The organism is Sporolactobacillus terrae (assembly GCF_019930545.1).
GTDB classification, from domain to species: Bacteria; Bacillota; Bacilli; order Bacillales; family Sporolactobacillaceae; genus Sporolactobacillus; species Sporolactobacillus terrae.
Window position 1 is genome coordinate 2128520 of sequence record NZ_CP082837.1, and the last position, 20311, is coordinate 2148830.

Sequence of the window (20311 nt, forward strand, 5' to 3'; positions counted from 1 at the left end):
TTCACCCGACTTCCTGTGTGCGCGATTTTAGAATTTTATCAAGTAATTCTTGCAGAAACGGTATACCGACACGGTTGCTGAATGCATAGAAGCTCTCACCAAGCTCCTTGTTGTCTCGGAAATAAATCAGGAAGTCTTTCAAAACATCCGGTAATAGATCGTTAGGAATTCTCCCTTTTAACCGTTCGTTAAATTTGCCCTCACCTTCAAGTGTCCCACCGACAAACAGTTCATAGGCATCAATCAGCTTTTTATCCTTCGTGCGCAGCTTCAGTCCTTGCAAACCGATTTCGGCGATTTGACGCTGCGCGCAAGAATTCGTACAGCCAACCATATGAATACGAACCGGAACATCAATATCAATCTCCCGATCAAGAAATTCTGCGATTTCTCTCATGCGATCTTTCGTGTTCGTCAGGGCCAGATTGCAAAATTCATTGCCGGTGCAGGCAACTGCGTATCCGATAAAATGTGACGGTCGAATCGGAAAACGTTTGAAAATAACGTTTGCGAGCAAGCTTTCAACTTGGTTATCCGGAATATTGGGGATAATCAGATTCTGAGAATTAGCGGTTCTCAATTCGCCGCTGCCATAGGTTTTTGCAAGCTGAGCAAACGCATAAAAATCATTCGCTGCGATACGTCCAACCGGTACACTGACACCGACATAGCTGAATCCTTTTTGCTTCTGCGGATGCACGCCGTAGAAGAAACCTGCATTCCATCCTTTAAATTCATCATGACCAGTCGTTTCAAATGGTCCGGTCTGCTCCAAAACTTTCTTCTCGAACGTCTCAATGCCCCAGTCGGCAATCAAATATTTAAGCCGTGCGCGTGCGCGACTTTTTCGATAACCATAGTCGCGATACAGATTAGTAACCGCTGCAGCGATCTTCACCACTTCTTGCGGACGAACAAACACATTCAGCTGCCGGGCAAGATAAGGCTTCGCCGCAAGACCCCCGCCAACCAGCACATGAAACCCCTTAACCAATTGACCATCGATCACTTTGGTCGCCGGAATAAAAGCAAGGTCATTGATTTGGGCGTGCCCCGCGTTATAAATATTTGTGTTCACTGATATTTTGTACTTACGCGGCAGATTGGAATAATCCGGATTATCCTGGAAAAAGTCAAAGAGGTCTTTTACGACCGGACGTGTGTCAAACAATTCGTCTGCATCGATACCGGCAAGCGGATTACCGACAATGTTGCGCGGTGCATCGCCTTCTGCTTCACTTGTTGTCAGACCGACTGCATGCAGACGATCAAAAACTTCCGGGAGCTTCTCAAGAGGAACCCAATGATATTGGATTGCCTGACGCGTGGTGAGGTCCAAAAAACCGCGCCCGAATGCGTTGCCAATTTCTGATAGAACGACTGCCTGATTATTGTTCATAATTCCCGTCGGCACTTTCACCCGAAGCATGAACAATCCTTTATCCTGGGGTTTCTGTACCGTCAACCCAGCATATTTAAAATACATGTACTGATCTTTCGGAATGGATGCGAATCCTTCTTTCGCATACTTCGGAATATCATCAAAGATTGACAGCCCGTCTTTCTTTAACTTATTGATTTCATTTTTGTTGAGTTTCTCATTATTCGCCCAAACCTTTTCATAAGCCATCGGCGTCTTCCTCCTCATTACCGGATCATTTGTTGCCGATCACCCGGTTTTTTTCTAATAGATCCATGACCCTCTGCGTGCTCTCCTCCAAACGCTGTTCCGATGTATCAATAATCAGATCAGGCGCCGGAGGTTCTTCATAGGGCGATGTGATACCGGTAAATGCTGTAATTTGACCGGCGAGCGCTTTCTTGTACAAACCTTTCGGATCACGCTTTTCGCATACCTCAAGTGGGCACTTTACATAGATCTCAAAAAATTCATCATCCGCGACGCGCTGTCGTGCCGCTTCGCGATCTGCCTGAAAAGGCGAGATAAAGGCAGTCAGCACAATCGCATTGCTGTCGACAAACAAGCCGGCTACTTCACTGATTCTGCGAATATTTTCTTTTCGATCCGCTGCGGAGAAGCCCAGATCGCTGTTCAACCCGGTTCGGATATTGTCTCCGTCAAGGAGATAGGTATGGATTCCGCGCTTAAAAAGTTCATGTTCAACACGATTGGCAAGCGTCGATTTTCCTGAGCCGGACAAGCCGGTAAACCAAACAACGGCGCCCCTGTGTCCGCTTCTTCTTTCTCTGTCCGCTTTCGTTACGGTCGTTTGATGCCAAATGATATGCTCTGCATCCGCCATGTGCCCTACATCCCCCTTACTTCGCAAGATCTGCCTTTTCTCTTAATCCATCAATCAAAACCCGAGCGACTTCCGGCCTGCTGAACGTTTCAGGCGGACGGATTCCCTCCCTAAGCAAAGCTCTTACTTTCGTTCCGGAAAGGGAGACATGGTTCGACGGATCATGCGGGCAGGTTTTATTTGACGCCATGCTTCCGCACTTTTTGCAAAAATAGCTGTTTTCAAAGAAAAGGGTTTGAATATCCAGTTCATCACGCGAAAAGTTAGAAAAAATCTTCTGCGCGTCATAGGGTCCATAATAATCCTTAACCCCGGCATGATCTCTGCCGACAATAAAATGCGTACACCCGAAATTTTTCCGGCAAATCGCATGGAAAACAGCTTCACGCGGCCCTGCATAGCGCATCGCAGCCGGGAATACGGCGAGTGCCGTTCGCTCCTTCACGTAATAGTTGTCGATCAAGGCATGGTAGCTTCGCATACGAATATCCGCAGGAATATCATCTTTTTTTGTTTCGCCGACCAAGGGATTGATAAACAGCCCATCAACCGTCTCAAGCGCTGTCTTTTGAATATGCTCGTGAGCGCGATGGATCGGATTACGCGTCTGAAAGCCAACAATGGTCTTCCAGCCTTTTCGATCAAACAAACGCCGCGTTTCTGCAGGATCCAAGAAATCGTCCGCAAACTCAGCAGGTCGTTTCGAGCGCTTAATCAGTTCAATCGGACCAGACAGATACACGTCGCCGCGTTCATACAACCGTTTCACACCCGGATGTGCGGTATCATTGGTTAAGTACACCTTTCTTGCTTCATTTTCCTTATCCGGATGATATTTTTCGGTGATCTCAATCGTACCGTATACCTCACCTTGGTAGGTCAGTTTAACTTTTTCGCCAATGCTTACCCGTTCAGCTGCGTCCTCGGTTACCGGCAATGTCACCGGAATTGTCCAAGCAAGCCCAGTTGTCAGCCGCATCGTTTCGACGACTGAACGATAGTTCTCCTCATTAAGAAAACCGGTGAGCGGGCTGTAAATGCCACTTGCAATCAATTCCAGATCACTCAATGCGACTTGGTCAATCTGAAGTTCTTTATCCAGTTCATCAACGGCTCCCCCAAAGTTTTGCCGATTCACCAGTGTGCCGCCATGCGGTATGCTTGTCATGATTTTCCCCTCATTTCCGTTTCTAAAATTGCATTTCTTGCATGTTTTCAAATACCAATAATCGTATTATTCATCTCATTATACTCGGATTTTCAGCCTTTTAAATGAAGCCCGCATTCCGTTTTATCAAACGCGCTCCACCTGCCTGCGCGCTGATCTTCGCCGGCTTTCACCGGTCGCGTACAATAGGCGCAGCCGATACTAGGATAGTTTTGATCATGCAGCGGATTATACGGTAAATCATGTTTGCGCACATAATCCCATATTTCCGTCCATTTCCAATGGATAAGCGGACAAATTTTCACCGATTGAAAGCGTTCATCTTTGTTTACAAATGAAACGGATCGTCTCAGTGGAGACTGCTCACGCCTTAGCCCGGAAATCCATGCGTTATAGTGTTTTAATCGCCCCGCAAGCGGATCGATTTTGCGGATCCGGCAACAGAGATCGGGTCGCCGCTTCCAAAGCTCCGCGCCATATTTTTCAGCTTGCTGTTCAGGGGTAAGCGAAGGTTTTTCTTTGATGATCTTCAGTTGCGGATAACGCTTTTCCACGCGATCGATCAGCTCATAGGTTTCCTTGAAGTGAAAATCAGTGTCCAAAAAAATAATCGAAGCAGTTTTATTTATTGAGTAAATCAGATCAATCAGCACCATTCCTTCAACACCGAAACTGCAGGAATAAACGACTTTATCCCCATACTCCTGGAAGGCCCACCCGAGTACTTTTCTGGACTCAAGCAACGCTGTTCGATCACTGAATTCAGGGAGTTTCGCATTGCCCCATTGACTGTAAGTTACTGTATTCGACGTTGCGCTCACCTCTTTTATCAATTTCGCAGTCTGCGTTTAGGCAAAAAAATCCCGCTAGTTGTCACTGTTTGTGCCTGCCGCCATCCGGCATTGCATCCTCCAGCATTGTTTTCACAGGGCAAGCGTCTGCGCATTTCCCTGCATGTTCGCCGATACAAACCGATGTAATGACAAATGCCACTCGTTTTAACCTCCTCCTAAAAAAATAAACCTTCTTCCATTTTGTAGGAAAAAGGGTTGCGTCGTTTTTCCTATCTTTCAAAATGGTTGACCATTTTGCTGGAATTAGCACCTTACAGAGAAAACGAATCTGTGCAGGTTGCCGGATGTCATCGGGCCAGTCCCTCCATCACTCTGGATAGATCATTTAATTGTGTTTGATTTTAGAATGAATCGCAAGGGATGTCAATGATCCTTTATTCATAGTTTACAAATTAATTAAAATTCTTTATTGATTCATCGGATAAACGGAGTTGCTGAATGATAGAAACGCAAGACCGGTTGATAGAATTGCAAAATGTAACAAATTCTGATTTTAGTAAATTTATCCCTTGTCTAATACCAACTATAGTGATAGGATTAATCCAATTTAAGTGACGCTTATCGTGAACAGCGGAGATCCCGTAGCTACCCGGAAACCATTTTTTGTAAGAATACGTAAAGGCGCTAAATCGAACAGGTTCTCCCTAATAGACTAGGGATCTCCGGATTCTTGGTACGTATGTAATCCTCTTCACACCGTTTTCAGAGAATGGGGATTTTTCGTGAAAATTATGGAGAAAGAATTGAGGCGAATCCTTATCGACTGCCCGATGGCTGCCGCAGACCCTACCGATTCTTCTGCCTGAGCGTTGATAAGTGTCCTTAATTGCAGCTTTTTTCAAACCCGTTTCCTTTGTTGCTGATTGTTTGCTTTCGTGACACCATCACTTAAAAAGAAAAATGCAATGCTATTTAAGGGGGAAGTTAAAATGAAAAAACACAGCTTGTTGCTTCTTGCTGCATTGATGATTATCAGTGTGCTCAGCGCCTGCGGATCAAGCAATGCTTCACAAGGATCCGGCGACAATACGAAAAAGTCGATCAAATTGCTTAATGTTTCCTATGATCCAACTCGAGAACTTTACGAACACTATAATGCTGCATTTGCCAAGTACTGGAAGAAGAAAACAAATCAGAATGTAACCATTCAGCAATCCCATGGCGGTTCAGGCAAACAGGCCCGCTCGGTTATTGACGGTTTAAAAGCAGATGTCGTCACACTGGCCCTTTCTGGTGACATTGACGCAATCGCCGATAGCACGGACAACCTGAATAAAAACTGGCAAAAACGACTGCCTGATAACTCCACCCCCTATACCTCAACCATTGTCTTTCTTGTGCGCAAAGGCAATCCGAAACACATCAAAGATTGGGATGACCTGACACGAAAAGGCGTTTCTATTGTCACCCCGAATCCTAAAACCTCCGGCGGCGCACGCTGGAACTATCTAGCGGCCTGGGCTTATGCGGACAAGAAATATAATAACGACCAAGCGAAAAGCAAGGCATTCGTCAAAAAACTCTACTCCAACGTAAAAGTGCTTGACTCCGGTGCACGCGGCGCAACCACAACGTTCACGGAGCGCGGTGTCGGTGATGTGCTGATCGCCTGGGAAAACGAAGCGTTTTTGAGCATCGATGAACTCGGCAAGGACAAGTTTGATATCGTTACGCCGTCACTAAGTATTCTTGCAGAACCACCCGTTGCAGTTGTCGACAAGAACGCGAAAAGCAATGGAACAACAAAGGTCGCTACTGAATACTTGAAATACCTCTACAGCGATGAAGCTCAGAATATTATTGCGAAGAATTATTATCGACCAAGGAACCAGAAAATTCTGGCTAAATATAGTGATCAATTTCCAAAACTTAATCTTGTAACGGTTGAAGATCACTTCGGCGGTTGGACAAAAGCTCAGAAAACGCATTTTGCTGATGGCGGTACATTCGACCAAATTTATTCTAAATAATCACTGTACATTCGCTTCTGTTAATCCGTGCGCAATGGAGTTGAGAAATTTGTCACGTATTCAGCATTCAAAAAAGAAACAATCCATTCCCGGTTTTGGCTTGACGATGGGTCTGTCGACGCTCTACCTGTCTCTGCTCGTGCTGATCCCGCTTTCACTTGTCTTTATTTATTCAGCTCGGCTCGGCTGGACAGCTTTTTGGAATGACGTTACCGACCCAAGAGTGGTCGCTTCATACAAGTTGAGTTTTCTAACTGCATTTTCAGCTGCCCTCGTGAATCTGGTATTCGGGCTCCTGTTTGCTTGGGTGCTCAGCCGGTATACCTTCCCATTGAAGCGGATCGTCGATGGTCTTGTTGATTTACCGTTCGCTCTTCCAACTGCGGTAGCCGGTATTACCCTCACAACGCTCTATTCTGAGAAGGGATGGATCGGCAAATGGCTGCCGTTTGATGTTTCGTTTACGCCAATTGGCATTACGCTCGCACTTATCTTTGTCGGACTGCCGTTTGTCGTGCGAATGGTTCAGCCGGTTCTGCAGAATTTTGAACACGAAGTCGAAGAAGCCTCGGCCTCTCTCGGCGCGACACCGTTTCAGACATTTAGAAGAGTTATTTTCCCACAATTGCTGCCTGCTGCACTGTCCGGGTTTTCGCTTGCATTTGCACGTTCGCTTGGCGAATACGGTTCCGTCGTCTTCATTGCCGGAAATATGCCATTTAAAACGGAAATCGCGCCGCTGATGATTATGACAAAACTGGAACAGTTCGACTACCCGGCTGCGACAGCTATTGCCGTTGTGATGCTTGTCATCTCGTTCGCGCTGATCCTGCTGATTAATTTAATCCAGTGGTGGTCGCGCATACGTTATGCGAGCCATTAACTCGGAAGAGGAGTTGCTGTTTTATGGAAAGCACGGTTCAACCGAATCTACCTGGTCAAGCGTTTACTGCCCGTCATTCACTGAAAGGGGACATTGTACGCTGGTCGCTCATTACCATTGTCCTGCTCTTTTTCTTCAGTTTTCTGATCATCCCGCTTGTTTCGATTTTTTTTGAAGCGTTTAGGCAAGGGGTCAGGGTCTATTTGTCATCGATTGTTGAAGCGGATGCTTTATCTGCAATCCGGCTGACACTCTTCGTCACACTGATCGTCGTCCCAATCAATGCGGTTTTCGGAATCCTTTTTGCTTGGGTAATCACAAAATATTCTTTTAGAGGCAAAAATTTTCTTATTACGCTGATCGATCTTCCTTTTTCTGTTTCACCTGTGATTGGCGGTTTGATTTTCATTCTTTTATTTGGACAGCACAGTTCACTTGGTCAGTGGCTGATCAGCCATAATATCAACATTGTTTTTAACGTCCCTGGGATCGTTCTGGCCACCCTGTTCGTGACCTTTCCCTTTATCTCCAGGGAACTGATCCCATTAATGCAGAGCCAAGGAACCGTTTCAGAGGAAGCGTCGATCATGCTCGGCGCCAGCGCCTGGCAAACGTTTATTCATGTGACTTTGCCGAATATCAAATGGGCACTTTTCTATGGGATTATTTTATGTAATGCGCGCTCCATCGGCGAATTTGGTGCCGTCTCTGTTGTTTCCGGTCACATCCGTGGAATGACGAATACAATGCCTCTGCAAATTGAAAACCTGTATAATGAATACCAATTTGTCGCTGCCTTCGCCATTGCATCGATTATGTCGCTCTTGGCTATTCTGACCATGGTCATTAAAGTGATACTTGAAAATTTCATTAAAAAGCAGACCCTGTGAAGACTTGAATGGTCTACTTTTTTCAGGAGGTATTCATGTTGAGTATTGAAATTAATCACGTATCCAAAGCATTTGACTCCTTTCAAATTCTTAACGATATCAACTTAACGATACCGACCGGCGAACTCGTGGCTTTACTAGGGCCATCAGGATCAGGAAAAACCTCATTGCTTCGCATTGTCGCCGGACTGGAACAGCCGGATAATGGGCAAATCGTTTTTCACGGACAGGATCTGACCAATGCTCATATTAAAGAGCGTCAAGTCGGATTTGTTTTCCAGCATTATGCGCTTTTTCAGAACATGACGGTGTTTGACAACATTGCCTATGGCCTTAGGGTGCGGCCGAGAAAAATCAGACCTTCCCGAACAGAAATCAAGGCAAAGGTTGATAAGTTACTCCGTTTAGTTCGCCTCGAGCCCTTTGGCAAACGCTATCCGTCTCAGTTGTCCGGTGGGCAACGGCAGCGGGTTGCGCTTGCCCGTGCTTTGGCTATTGAGCCAAAGATTCTGTTGCTTGATGAACCTTTCGGCGCACTGGATGCCAAAGTGAGAAAAGAACTGAGGTACTGGCTCAGGGAACTTCACGAATCAGTCAAAGTTACAAGTATTTTTGTAACCCACGACCAAGAAGAAGCCTTTGAAGTTGCCGATCGTGTTGTCATCATTCAGAACGGGAAAATCGAGCAGATTGGAACACCAGAACAGGTCTACAATCACCCTGCTAATCCCTTTGTCTATGACTTTATCGGTAGTGCCAACAAGTTCGAGGGAAAGATCATTAACGGTACCTTTATCGATGGCTCCTTTGAAACCGAAGCGCCGATTGATCCCAACATCGAATCCGCCGGACTTGGATTTGTCCGACCTTACCATTTCATCATTGAAAAAGATCGTTCCGGAAAATATTCCATTCCCGTGCAGATCAAACATATCCATGCCGTTGGACCGACCGTTCATCTCGAAGTCGAACGCTCAGACAGCCACCACGTGCTTAATATCGAAGTTAACTGGGAAGAGTTTTCCCTGTTAAACTTGAAAAAAGATCAAACCATCCATATCAAGCCAAAAAAAGTGCAAATATTTGCTGTATAAGATTCAAGATCGAGAGACCTGGAAGGAAAGCCGTCCAGGTCTTTTTTTCTGGAAGCCAAAATAACGCTGAGTCATTGATTTACTGTTTGACTCAGCGTATCTGATTAAAGCAATGATACGAAACTCCTGCACTCTGATGGTCGATTACAACGCGATATCCAGTTTGCCTTCGCCTGTAATCAACACCGTTTGATCATCATGGATCTCAAGCAGCAGCTTTTTCCCGCTTCCGGTCACCGATACTGCCTTGATGTTATTCAAAATGAGTTTAAACGAGTCATAGCCGTTCGGATAACCGCCCTGCTTCTTCTTAATTGATACATAAAGTTTACTATTGAATTTATGATAGCCGATACAAGGAAATCGCTTACAAATATTTGATTGACGGCTCATCTCACTTCGGTATATAACTATATGCCACCGAATGCGCGCATAACACCAGCCTCCACTTCTGAGACTAGCAATTAGGGGATGAGAGGATCAGCTGGGCTGATTTGTGGCAGCTTTCGCTTGGTGTATCCCCCTCTCCAACCGTCCGCCGCGATCTTCCCTATCCAACGATAAACCGGCGCGGGATCACCGGATCATCGGCGGGTTCCGCGTGCCGAATAACCAGAAGCTACTGGAACGGCCTTCCTATTCCTCAATCGTCTTGATGATTCTTGCCGGATTGCCGCCGACAACGACATTGTCCGGCACATCTTTGGTGACAACCGAACCTGAACCGACCACAACATTGCTGCCAATCGTGACACCAGGATTGATCACCGCTCGTCCGCCAATCCAAACATTATTGCCAATCGTCACCGGCTTCCCAAATTCTGCACCAGAAATGCGCAGTGCCGTATTAAGCGGATGTGCCGCCGTATAAATATGCACGCCCGGGCCGAACATGCAGTTGTCGCCGATATGAATGGGACAAATGTCTAAGAACACACAATCAAAATTGGCGTAAAAATGTTCACCGACATGAATGTTGTACCCATAATCGCAATGAAACGTTGGCTCTAGATATAACCTTTCTCCTGTTGAACCAAACAGCTGTTTTAATAAAGACGTTCTCTCGTCTTGGTCGGTTTCGATCGTGCGATTAAATAGACGTGTTAATCTTCTAGCATTTAAGCGATCCGTTTTTAATTCTTGATCCATTGCGTTGTAAAGCGCTCCGGCAATCATTTTTTGTTTTTCAGATGTCATGGGTCCGCTCCTTTTTTGACGTTTTTTCTTGACCGTCTTCTTCTATTCTATAGGAACAACATGCAAATGGCATGCCGCACCGTTTAGAACATTAAAAAACTCGGTGATCCGAGTCCGGGTGTACCGAACTCAAATCGCCGAGCAAATGATCGTTCGCTTTTTCGCTGATCAGTTGGTTTGTTTTTCAAACGTTTGGAATTTCTCTTTAATTGTATCTGCAGAGTGTTTAAATTTAGCTTCTTCTTCAACAGTCAGTGGCAGTTCGGTAACTTCTTCGACACCCTTTTTACCAATGATCGCCGGCTGACCAATATAAGTGCCATACTTTTCACTGTAGCAGGAGCAAATGTACGCGGAGCGAGCATCAGAAAGCACAGCCTGACTGAGTTTAACGGCGCAGGTTGAAATGGCCCAGCTTGTATAGCCCTTGCCTTTATAGACTTCCCAACCGCCGCGACGTGCTGCTTCTTCCAAATCATCTAGGTTTAGGTTCCGTTCTTTCGCAAGTTCCGTAATGTCCAATCCATTCACGCGAACCGTTGACCACGCGGTGAATTGCGATTCGCCATGTTCGCCATATACATAGCCGGAAACGTTTTTCGGATCACAATCGAATTGATCGGAAACCACTTTTTGCATCCGCGCCGTGTCAAGGAACGTTCCGGTTGCAAAAACCTGCTGACGGCTGAGTCCGGTATTTTCCTGGAAATACTGCGTAATCGCATCACAGGGGTTCATCGTATCGATGGCTACACCATGGAAACCGGACGCCTTAACTTTTGGCGCAATAGCTTGCACGATGTCCTTCGTATACTCGAATTCTGCCCAGCGGTTTCCTTGTGCTTGCTTCTCTTTGTATGCAAGAATATTGCCGGCAGTAATGAACAGAATGTCCGTATCGGCAAGTTCGCTGTAATCATTGATTTTAATGATCGTTCGCGTGTCGATCCGTCCCTGCATATCCTGCAAATCAAGTTGTTCCGCGCGCGCCAGTCCTTCGTTCGTATCAATGAGGATCAGCTCATCGGCAATCCCCCTCGATACAAGCTGGAATGCAACTGCTGCGCCCACATGTCCAAGACCAATAATCGCATACTTTCTCATTTCTCTAGCCTTCTTTATAGTAAAATTTAACATCCTATCATTATCATAACATAGATTGAGTTTTCTGAACCCGAAGATTTGCTGTTTTTTTAGTCATTCTAGAAAACTCGAAAAAGAAGCTGCCTCAATTTAAGTTTAATAAGAAAAATAGGCTCGGTAATGTATCGATTCGGTGTGAAAGGTCTTAGTTCAGCTGATGCTCTCTATTACATTTTCAATGATCTTCAGTCCGATATTATGCCGTGCGGTCAGAATCGATTCCGGGTGAAATTGTACCGCGACAATCGGTAATTTTTTATGTTCCAAGGCCATGACCATGCCATCCTCAGATCGGGCAGTAACGGTCAAACAGTCGGGCACTTGCTCCGCATAGAGGGAATGATAGCGACTGGCGGTAAAGCAATCCGTGATTTCATTGAAAAGCTTGCCGTGCTCTGTAACGGTGATCGTGGATGCTTTGCCATGCATTGGCTCTTTTGCGTAACCTAATTTCCCGCCAAAGTATTCGACGATGCCCTGCAGGCCGAGGCAAACGCCGAAAAGCGGCAGTTCTTTTTCGATGCAACGGTCAATCGTCTCGTGGATGGCAAAGTCGTTCGGCGTCCCGGGTCCTGGCGACAGGACAACGAGATCAAAATCCGCTGAATCATTGAGCAGTTGTTTTGCTAATGCTGTTCTGGCAGTAACGACGCAGGCGCCGGTTTGTTTAAAATAGTTGCCCAGTGTGTGGACGAATGAATCTTCGTGATCGACAATCAAAATCTTCTTCCCGCGACCGACCGCGTCCTTTTTATGATGCGGATTGCGCGATACTGCTTTTGTACCTTCGACCGCTTGCCTCAAAGCTGCTGCTTTTGTTAACGTCTCATCCTCTTCATCCTGCGGTACGGAGTCAATCAGCAGCGTGGCACCCGCACGGATTTCAGCGATGCCTGCTTTAATTTTCATTGTACGCAAGGTCAGCCCGGTATTCAGATTGCCGTCAAAGGTCAGATAACCGACGGCACCGCCGTACCAGCCGCGCGGCGACGCTTCGTGCTGTTCAATCCATTTAATCGCATTGCGTTTCGGCGCACCGGTAATCGTGACCGCCCACATATGCGTGATGAACGCATCAAGAGCATCACGTTCGGGCTTGAGGCTGCCCACCACATGATCAACCGTGTGAATCAGATGCGAATACGTTTCCAGCTGGCGGCGGCCAATCACTTTAACCGTGCCCGGCAGGCAAATTCTTGACTTGTCGTTACGGTCCACATCCGTGCACATCGTCAATTCCGCTTCGTCCTTTTCCGAGTTCAGCAGTTGCCGAATACGATCTGCATCTTCAATCGCATTTTTTCCGCGCCTGATCGTTCCAGAGATGGGACATGTTTCAACCCGCTTGCCTTCAACTCGGACATACATTTCCGGTGAACAGCCAACAAGGTGTTCGGTTCCTAAATTGATCATAAATCCATAGGGACTCGGATTAATCGTACGCAAGTTTTGAAAGATTTCCGATGGACTGCCCGAGCATGGTTCATAAAAGGTATGCGAAGGAACCACTTCAAATAAATCGCCACGTTTGAATGAACGGATCGCTTGCGCAACCAGTTTGGCATATCTGCCTTTTTTGTACTTCTTATCCTCAGGAATGTCTTCACGTTTGCGGTACTCATAGAACGCGCCATCTCTTGGCAGTCCCGCGGTCGACTGCCCTGCAATCTCAAAATCGTAGGACAGGCAATACGCACATTCACGCTGATGATCGACAATACTGATTTCATCGGGAATAGAGAGCACCAAGTCCGGTTTCCGTTCCTCACGTTCCTGATGCAGCGTTATCGGTTCCAATCGAAAAACAAGATCGTAACCAAAGGCGCCATACAGACCGAGAAAATGATCTTCAGATGATGCAAACAGTTCTTGAATGGACCGCAACACCGTAAAAATCGAAGGTTGCCGCGTTCGCTCTTCTTCACGGAACAGTTCATGGTCCGATTCGATCGTACCGATGATTGATTCAGCGGACCGCTCAATCACTACAATTTGGCTGTTCTTAGTTAACTGCTCATCAATAGCCGCAAGCAGCAGTCTGCCTCTTTCGTTCAGGGCAGAGACAACAAATTCGTTGGGATAGGAGCGAATTTCGATTCCCGGATTCACAAAGCCAATATCCCAGCGTGTATATCTGCCCGGATATTCATAGCTGCTTGAGAAAACAGCACCTTTTTGATGGTCAAGTTGCCGAAGCAAATCATCCATTGTACGTGCTTCATCAAGCGCTCGCGCATGGCGGGTAATTTTCACGCCTGCTTTCGTCGTATACGTCATGGCACCTGTCTTAGCTTCAAAATGAGATAAAATACTCAATCTCGTCACTCCTCTACTGTTCTCATCTGCACTCTTCTAAAAAATAAAAGGGGCCGCTCATCCTAATAAGGACGAGAGACCCCGTGGTGCCACCTTTGTTCGTTAAAAAACGCGCTCATGTACGGAAAGCGGATCACCGCTCGATACATTCTCTCTTTTATCGGTAAGAGTTTCCGCCGATGCCTACTATGCGTTCAGCCCGGATGCTCAAAAGCCCATTCACCAGAACGTCCGCACTGATTCACACCTACCATCAGCTCTCTGAAGCGTTCGCTCTGCCTACTCCTCTTCATCATCGCATAAATCATCAATTTGATTGCTTTTCATTTTATTGCGAATACGCAGGAAAGTCAACTGAAAAAATGATCATTTGCTCCGTTTCCTGTTGATTTTATCGACTAGATTTCTTATATAGTCATCATCATGCTGAAGCAAGAGTGCAACATACTTTTTTTCACAAATTTCTTTATCCGGACAAGTCAATCGATGGTTATTCAGATCCAATCGGAGATTAAAGGTTTCTGAATGCGTTTCAGTCAAGTCTGTTCTGAAGGTTAAGTTAACAAGCCCTTTATCCTCATCTTCCCATTCCCAACCTTGTAATTGGGTATAAAAAAAGTACTCATCCATTGGGTATCCCTCATTTCCCCATGTTTTCGACTCTCACGACAAGCGTTTAGCAAAACGAATCCTATCGCGGCACTGGATGCCATTTTCAAAAATAGGCTCGGCATAATGATCAATAAAATAACCTTTATCAATGCCGGTCATCGAAAAGCCGCATTTTTGGTAGAAACCAAGCTGTAAAATGCTTGAATTTCCAGTGCAGACTTCCAATCTGCGAAAGCCTTTTGTTTTTGCGTAGTCTGTTGCATGCTCAATCAGCTTTTTGCCATTTCCTTTGCCCTGTTCTTTCTCACGCACGGCGATATTGACAATCTCCATTGTAAGCGGACGCGTCTCAATCAACACGCAAACGCCGACTATTTCGTTTTCTTTAACCATCGCCAAGCATGTCGATCGATCCAGGTAACGTTCAATCATTTTCTGGGAAGGATCAGCAAGCAACAAGAGATCCATCGGAACTTGGTCATTTCGTTCTAATTTCACAATCACGATTTATACCTCTCCATTTCCTTTGTCACTCATCAAAGAGAATAAACTCGCGATATTTTCGAGAAACCACATCAAGGATCAATTCTAAACCAATCAGTGAATGAATTTGTTGCTTGTACTGATGATCCGGCAGCGGCGTCGCTTCAAAGAAAAAGGAATAATTAGCATTTTCACTCAAAAAATTACTACCAAACTTAGTAAACGTGGCAATCGGTATATTCCTCATTTTCAACATTCGCACTGCGTCTTTTATACCGGGCGTCTCTCCACTCAATGAAGTAAAAATAATCAAGTCATCTTTCCTTATAATCGAACTGCTCATTAACAAATTGGACTCTCCGGAGATCAGCATATTGGCACGTTTTGCGAGCATCAGGTCCTTAGAGAATTCTTTGGTGAAGTTATTCTGCGAAAAGCCGGTAGCATATAAGAAAACCATGCGTGCATCTTTCAATTTCTGCAAAAAAGGCTGGAAATTGGTTTGTTCCACATAGCGCATGATCCAATCCAAATCCTGTTTTAATAACTGAGTCAAGTCAGAGGGTTCTAACGCGGGGACCTTCATGGACTCGCGAATGACATATTTTAATTCTGAAAATCCGCGATACCCCAATTTTTTTGCAAAGCGAAGTACGGAGCTTTTTGAACTGAGCATTGCTGCTCCCAATTCAACAATACTCATATTAACCACATCCTGCGGTCGCCTCATCATGAACTTTGCCATTTCTTTTTCTGAATCGGTCAGTCGATCATAATTCATCTTTATACTTAATTCAAAATCCATACGCTTCCACCTTATAAAATCGATCGTTTCAAGGTCTATTATCGACACGGCACGTTTTGCTCTGCTCCTTTTCAGTATACCGCAAAAAAGGCGAGTAAGAGACCGAGACCGTCTCTTACTCGCCACATGTATCGTTTATTCTTCAATAAGATAGATAACCGCTTCATAGGGACGGAGTTCTAAATCCGCCAATACCTCTTTGCTGTCATGATAATTTGAGAGTAACAATTTTCCAGAAGCATGCTTTAATTCTTCAGGCAAATGATAGTTTACCTTATTATCCGAGAAGGAACAGATGACCACTAACTTTTGCTTTTGAAGAACACGCATGTAGCCATAGACGTCGGAATCGGTTGGATTAATCAATTCATAAGTCCCATCAATCACAACCGGCAACGTTTTGCGGAGGCGAATGAGCTCCTTATAATGATAATAGACCGAGTCTTTATCTTTCAGACAATGCGCCACATTAATGCGTGCATTATCCGGACTAAAATCAATCCATGGTGTCCCAGTAGTAAATCCAAACTTTTCTTTTCCGTTCCAGGGCATCGGTGTACGCGCGTTATCCCGAGATTTCAAAAAAATGGATTTTTTGATATACGCTTGCGAAAGCCCCCGCGCTTCAAAGTCCTTCTTCACTCCTATGGTTTCAATATCCTTATAGTGATCTAGCGAAGCAAAGCGAACATTGCGCATGCCCAACTCTTCTCCTTGATAAATATAGGGCGTCCCTTTCATCATATGGAGAAGGGTGCCAAGCATTTTCGCAGACTCCACCCGATAGTCCCTATCATTCCCAAAACGAGTCACCGCGCGTGGCTGGTCATGGTTACTCCAATAAAGTGAATTCCACCCATGACCTTCCAGCTTGCGCTGCCATTCGGTCATAACCTCTCGCAAATCACTCATCTTAAAACGCACATCTGAAAATTTCCCATAGGGTCCGTAGTCTAAGTGCATGTGGTCAAAATGAAAGACCATATTTAATTCGTTACGCTCAGGATCCGTGTATAAAATCGCCTGATCACTCGTCGTATTTGCTGTTTCGCCGACAGTCATAATCTTGTGTTTACTTAATACTTCTTGATTCATCTCATGAAGATATTCATGGACACGCGGACCATTCGATGCGCCAATATAGTAGGATTTACTATAAACGGCATCATCCGGAGCATCCGGCCAATCCTGACGTTTGCTTATTAAACTAATGACATCCATACGGAATCCATCAATTCCAAGTTCAAACCAAAAATTCATCATGGCATAAATTTTTTCACGAACGTTTGGATTTTCCCAGTTTAAATCCGGCTGTTCTTTCGCAAATAAATGGAGATAGTATTGCCCGCGACTTTCCACATACTCCCAAGCCGGACCACCAAAAGTGGAGCCCCAATTCGTTGGCGGACTTCCATCAGCTTTCGGATCTTTCCAAATATAGAAATCAGAATACGCGTTATCACGCGATTCGCATGATTTTCGAAACCATTCATGCTGATCGCTTGTATGATTCACGACCAAGTCCATGATAATTTTGATACCGAAAGAATGTGCTTTATTTAAAAGGCGTTTGAAATCGTCCATGGTTCCATATTTAGGATTAATTTTGAAGTAATCGGAAATGTCATAGCCATTATCGACCATCGGCGATTGATAAATCGGATTCAACCAAATCACATCAATGCCTAATTCAGCCAAATAAGGCAGTTTTTCATGAATTCCATTTAAGTCGCCTACTCCGCTCCCCGTTGTATCTTTGAAGCTTTGTGGATAGACTTGATAAACGACGCTTTTTTTCCACCAGTCTTTTTCCATCATTTTCTCCTTACTCATCGTCTTCATCTTCAGGCCTATTTGTTATAAAGTCATTCACATAAATCAATTGTTCCTTCGCCTCATCTAGCGACGAGCGAATTTGTTCCGCTGTTAGATACGTGTCATCTGGCTTCAATGCTATGGTCAAGACAATGGGTAGATTGATTCCGATAATCACATGGAAATGCGGACGTGCTGTATATTTGGCAAAGGATTGATTGACCGATCCTCCTAATAAGTCTGTGAAGACGACAACTTCATCTTCTTGATCCACCCCTTTTAACAAGGCGTCAATTTCTTCCTGAATCGGTGTATTCGTCAAATATGCAGAGAGTGCAGAAACGTTGTTGCGTTCACCCGTAATGTAGTTCAACGTGTCTTTTATTCCTGTTGCCATTTTGTGATGACTCGCAATGATAATTTTTCGCATTATATTTCTTTTCCTTTCTTTAAATGAAAAACGACAACTTGCCTCGCTTTAAACGCCTAATATTCCAAAGAATGAACAAACCAACGCCAATCCGATCACTAGAAAAATAATTTGTGTGATACTCAGTTTCTTTGAAGCGATTAATTTGTAGACGACATAAGTTAACACTGCCGGGAGTAACGCCGGCATAATTTTATCTAAGATTTCTGTTTGAATGGGCAAGGTCACTTTTCCGGTTTTAAATTCAATCGGAATGTTCATTTTCACGACTGAGGGAATTAATGCGCCGACTACGGTTAGTCCCATGATGGAAGCGGACTCGGTAAAAATGTTCAACCGATCGCCAAGGGCAGTAATCAATTTCAATCCAGAGCTATGTCCCATGTCGAATAATTTCATACGAAAAAAGAAGAAAATAACATTTAACAACAACCAAATGATGGCACCCGTTGGATTGCCTTGCAGTGCCATATAGCCAGAAATTGATCCCATAATCGTCGGATAAAGTACCCAAACGAGTGTATCACCAACACCAGCTAATGGCCCCATCATCCCCGTTTTGAATGCTTGAACGGCATTTTTTGACTTAATCCCATCTTTTTCTTCCATTGCTATAGAAGCACCTAATAGCAAGTTCGCCATCCATGTTGTTGTATTGAAATAATTAAAATGATTATTTAACGAGGCTTTATAATCTTCATCCTTTTTATGGATTTTCCGTAACACTTTACTTAGCCCATACACAACGGCAGGTGCTTGCTGATTTTCATAGTTAAATGTATTACACGCCATAAACATATAACGAATGGATGCTTTTCGAATGTCTTTTTTCGTTACCACATCGTTCTTCTCCGCGCTATTCATCAAAATCATCTCCTTCACCGGCATCACCCGTATCGCCAACTCCGGCTACCGCCGGTGTCTTTTTCATATTTTGCGTGAAGTAATAATAAGCAAAGGCAAATCCTAAGAGTGCAATACCCAGAATTGGTAATTTAAGATATGCAGAAATAACAAAGCCAATTATAAGCATCGTTAAGTATTTTTTGACGGGCATAAATTGTAGTAATAGTGCAATTCCGACCACTGGAAGCATTGACCCTGCAATGGATAGTCCATCTGTAAACCACTTTGGCACAAAATCTAGGATCAAACGCACAAGCCGATCGCCAAACAACACACAAAGTGCTGTAGGAAGTGCTGTAGTCAAACCAAAGATGAGCGGGCCTATCCAAAAAATGCGTTCCATTTTCTTAAATTTTCCTTGATTTAACGCTTTTTGAGCGGCATGAGAAACATACGAATTCAACAATTTACCGAGAACATCTAATTGAATGCCCAACATTCCGACAGGAACACCGACTGCTCCAAGGCAATCGCTTTCGCATTTTCAATATCATGGGTTGTTCGAAGCGCCACATAAACGCCGACAAGGGTTGCAAGACCATAGTTTGGTACCGATGAACCGCCAATGTTGGCTACTCCCAAAGCCATCAATTGAAAGGTTCCGGCTATAATCATTGCTGTAGTCACATCGCCCATAATAATACCTGCAATCATTCCAATAATCGCCGGGTACCATGTGGTAATGACAAATCCCTGTTGGTCAAGAACCATCCAGAATGCCAAGGCAATGATGAGTATTCCTTGAATAATCTCCATTTTTTTCTCCTCTTCCTAGTCATGAGTCATTACGGACATCATGTGCAAACTCCACTTTCTATCGATTATTTATTTAATATAAGTTTCTAGTGGCTCTTCTACTTCTCCCGGTACAAAGTGGAATGTAACTGGAATTCCTTTTTCTTTTAGCGCTTTCAAATCAGCAACTTCCTTTTCATCGACAGAAACCATTTTCTTCACTGTCTTTTTTCCCTCACCGTCAAAAATGATTCCTACGTTCACCTTCGGAATGTGAACGCCGCCCTCAGCAAGTTTTAATAATGTTTCCGGCTCACGAACAACTAATAAAACATTATGGTTGTCATACTTTCCCTTATTAAAGTTGGTAATTGCCGTTTCCGTATCAATGATTGACATCCCTGTTCCTGCAGGCTTACTCATGCGCATCGCTACTTTTTGGGTTTCATCTTTGCTCACTTTGTCATCGACGACCATCAATCGCTTTGCCTTTGTATGCGCTGCCCATTGGGTCACTACAATTCCGTGAATTAAACGTTGATCAATTCGTGCAAGTACCAGTCCCATCGTACAGACCCCCTATTGAATGCGTTTTCTTTTTAACTACGGGTAGAGCATAACACCCTATGAAAACGCAAACAATAGATTTTAAACAAGGCGGGAAATGGATAGGAACATCGAGAAAAGGTGTCCAATCATAGGGAAATTTCCCGAAACTTTATTGATTCAACTAGATAATGGTTAAC

General features: G+C 44.5%; 21 protein-coding genes, 1 riboswitch and 1 other annotated feature. Of the genes, 4 read left to right on the top strand and 17 right to left on the bottom strand.

What is annotated here, in order from left to right; all coding sequences use genetic code 11:
* Position 1 precedes the first annotated feature (1 nt).
* From K7399_RS10150 to K7399_RS10165, 4 genes are all read right to left on the bottom strand, one after another.
* Entirely contained in the window at positions 2-1630 is a 1629-nt protein-coding gene (locus tag K7399_RS10150) for a nitrite/sulfite reductase (RefSeq protein ID WP_028975874.1), read from the bottom strand.
* 25 nt (positions 1631-1655) lie between these two features.
* The gene (cysC, locus tag K7399_RS10155; protein ID WP_028975875.1) at positions 1656-2264 is read right to left on the bottom strand and encodes an adenylyl-sulfate kinase; all 609 of its coding nucleotides are present in this window, start codon (positions 2262-2264) and stop codon (positions 1656-1658) included.
* Between the two features lie 16 nt (positions 2265-2280).
* Positions 2281-3435, bottom strand: coding sequence for a sulfate adenylyltransferase (gene sat, locus K7399_RS10160; protein ID WP_176557804.1), 1155 nt, complete (start codon positions 3433-3435; stop codon positions 2281-2283).
* A gap of 89 nt (positions 3436-3524) precedes the next feature.
* The gene (locus tag K7399_RS10165; RefSeq protein WP_128167353.1) at positions 3525-4262 is read right to left on the bottom strand and encodes a phosphoadenylyl-sulfate reductase; all 738 of its coding nucleotides are present in this window, start codon (positions 4260-4262) and stop codon (positions 3525-3527) included.
* A 230-nt stretch (positions 4263-4492) separates the two neighbouring features.
* A riboswitch (SAM riboswitch) is annotated at positions 4493-4609 on the bottom strand.
* A gap of 642 nt (positions 4610-5251) precedes the next feature.
* Here K7399_RS10165 and K7399_RS10170 point away from each other — a divergent pair.
* The 4 genes from K7399_RS10170 to K7399_RS10185 are packed head-to-tail and all read left to right on the top strand — an operon-like array spanning position 5252 to position 9123.
* Positions 5252-6256: a sulfate ABC transporter substrate-binding protein gene (locus tag K7399_RS10170; RefSeq protein ID WP_420542172.1), complete on the top strand. Its 1005-nt coding sequence runs from the start codon at positions 5252-5254 to the stop codon at positions 6254-6256.
* A 49-nt stretch (positions 6257-6305) separates the two neighbouring features.
* Positions 6306-7139, top strand: a complete 834-nt coding sequence (gene cysT, locus K7399_RS10175; protein ID WP_028975878.1) for a sulfate ABC transporter permease subunit CysT — start codon at positions 6306-6308, stop codon at positions 7137-7139.
* A gap of 23 nt (positions 7140-7162) precedes the next feature.
* The gene (cysW, locus tag K7399_RS10180; protein WP_028975879.1) at positions 7163-8029 is read left to right on the top strand and encodes a sulfate ABC transporter permease subunit CysW; all 867 of its coding nucleotides are present in this window, start codon (positions 7163-7165) and stop codon (positions 8027-8029) included.
* 38 nt (positions 8030-8067) lie between these two features.
* Positions 8068-9123, top strand: a complete 1056-nt coding sequence (locus K7399_RS10185) for a sulfate/molybdate ABC transporter ATP-binding protein (RefSeq protein ID WP_028975880.1) — start codon at positions 8068-8070, stop codon at positions 9121-9123.
* A gap of 144 nt (positions 9124-9267) precedes the next feature.
* Here K7399_RS10185 and K7399_RS10190 read toward each other — a convergent pair whose 3' ends face one another.
* The 13 genes from K7399_RS10190 to K7399_RS10245 all read right to left on the bottom strand — a co-directional run bounded on the left by K7399_RS10190 (position 9268) and on the right by K7399_RS10245 (position 20132).
* Positions 9268-9516, bottom strand: a complete 249-nt coding sequence (locus K7399_RS10190) for a hypothetical protein (protein ID WP_028975881.1) — start codon at positions 9514-9516, stop codon at positions 9268-9270.
* 243 nt (positions 9517-9759) lie between these two features.
* Positions 9760-10320, bottom strand: coding sequence for a maltose acetyltransferase domain-containing protein (locus tag K7399_RS10195; protein ID WP_028975882.1), 561 nt, complete (start codon positions 10318-10320; stop codon positions 9760-9762).
* 168 nt (positions 10321-10488) lie between these two features.
* Positions 10489-11424 carry an L-lactate dehydrogenase gene (locus K7399_RS10200; protein ID WP_028975883.1) on the bottom strand — a complete coding sequence of 312 codons (936 nt, stop codon included), beginning with the start codon at positions 11422-11424 and terminating at the stop codon, positions 10489-10491.
* Positions 11425-11613: 189 nt separating this feature from the next.
* Positions 11614-13788, bottom strand: coding sequence for an anthranilate synthase component I (locus K7399_RS10205; RefSeq protein ID WP_420854097.1), 2175 nt, complete (start codon positions 13786-13788; stop codon positions 11614-11616).
* A gap of 55 nt (positions 13789-13843) precedes the next feature.
* Positions 13844-14084 (bottom strand) — a binding site (T-box leader).
* Between the two features lie 61 nt (positions 14085-14145).
* Positions 14146-14409, bottom strand: coding sequence for a hypothetical protein (locus tag K7399_RS10210; RefSeq protein WP_128166970.1), 264 nt, complete (start codon positions 14407-14409; stop codon positions 14146-14148).
* 33 nt (positions 14410-14442) lie between these two features.
* Positions 14443-14895, bottom strand: coding sequence for a GNAT family N-acetyltransferase (locus K7399_RS10215; RefSeq protein WP_010025452.1), 453 nt, complete (start codon positions 14893-14895; stop codon positions 14443-14445).
* A gap of 25 nt (positions 14896-14920) precedes the next feature.
* Entirely contained in the window at positions 14921-15679 is a 759-nt protein-coding gene (locus K7399_RS10220) for a MurR/RpiR family transcriptional regulator (RefSeq protein WP_128166972.1), read from the bottom strand.
* A gap of 135 nt (positions 15680-15814) precedes the next feature.
* Positions 15815-17512, bottom strand: coding sequence for a glycoside hydrolase family 13 protein (locus tag K7399_RS10225; protein ID WP_276530136.1), 1698 nt, complete (start codon positions 17510-17512; stop codon positions 15815-15817).
* Complete coding sequence (locus K7399_RS10230) at positions 17505-17924, bottom strand: PTS sugar transporter subunit IIA (RefSeq protein ID WP_128166974.1); 420 nt, start codon at positions 17922-17924, stop codon at positions 17505-17507. The genes K7399_RS10225 and K7399_RS10230 overlap by 8 nt, the downstream gene beginning before the upstream one ends.
* A gap of 48 nt (positions 17925-17972) precedes the next feature.
* Positions 17973-18788 carry a PTS system mannose/fructose/sorbose family transporter subunit IID gene (locus K7399_RS10235; RefSeq protein ID WP_223362295.1) on the bottom strand — a complete coding sequence of 272 codons (816 nt, stop codon included), beginning with the start codon at positions 18786-18788 and terminating at the stop codon, positions 17973-17975.
* Positions 18781-19269, bottom strand: a complete 489-nt coding sequence (locus tag K7399_RS16170) for a PTS sugar transporter subunit IIC (RefSeq protein WP_241557109.1) — start codon at positions 19267-19269, stop codon at positions 18781-18783. Before K7399_RS16170 ends, K7399_RS10235 begins: the two co-directional genes overlap by 8 nt.
* Positions 19251-19586 (bottom strand): PTS sugar transporter subunit IIC, encoded by a 336-nt coding sequence (locus K7399_RS16175; RefSeq protein WP_241557110.1) that lies wholly within the window; start codon positions 19584-19586, stop codon positions 19251-19253. The genes K7399_RS16170 and K7399_RS16175 overlap by 19 nt, the downstream gene beginning before the upstream one ends.
* 69 nt (positions 19587-19655) lie before the next feature.
* Positions 19656-20132, bottom strand: a complete 477-nt coding sequence (locus K7399_RS10245) for a PTS sugar transporter subunit IIB (RefSeq protein ID WP_128166977.1) — start codon at positions 20130-20132, stop codon at positions 19656-19658.
* Positions 20133-20311 lie beyond the last annotated feature (179 nt).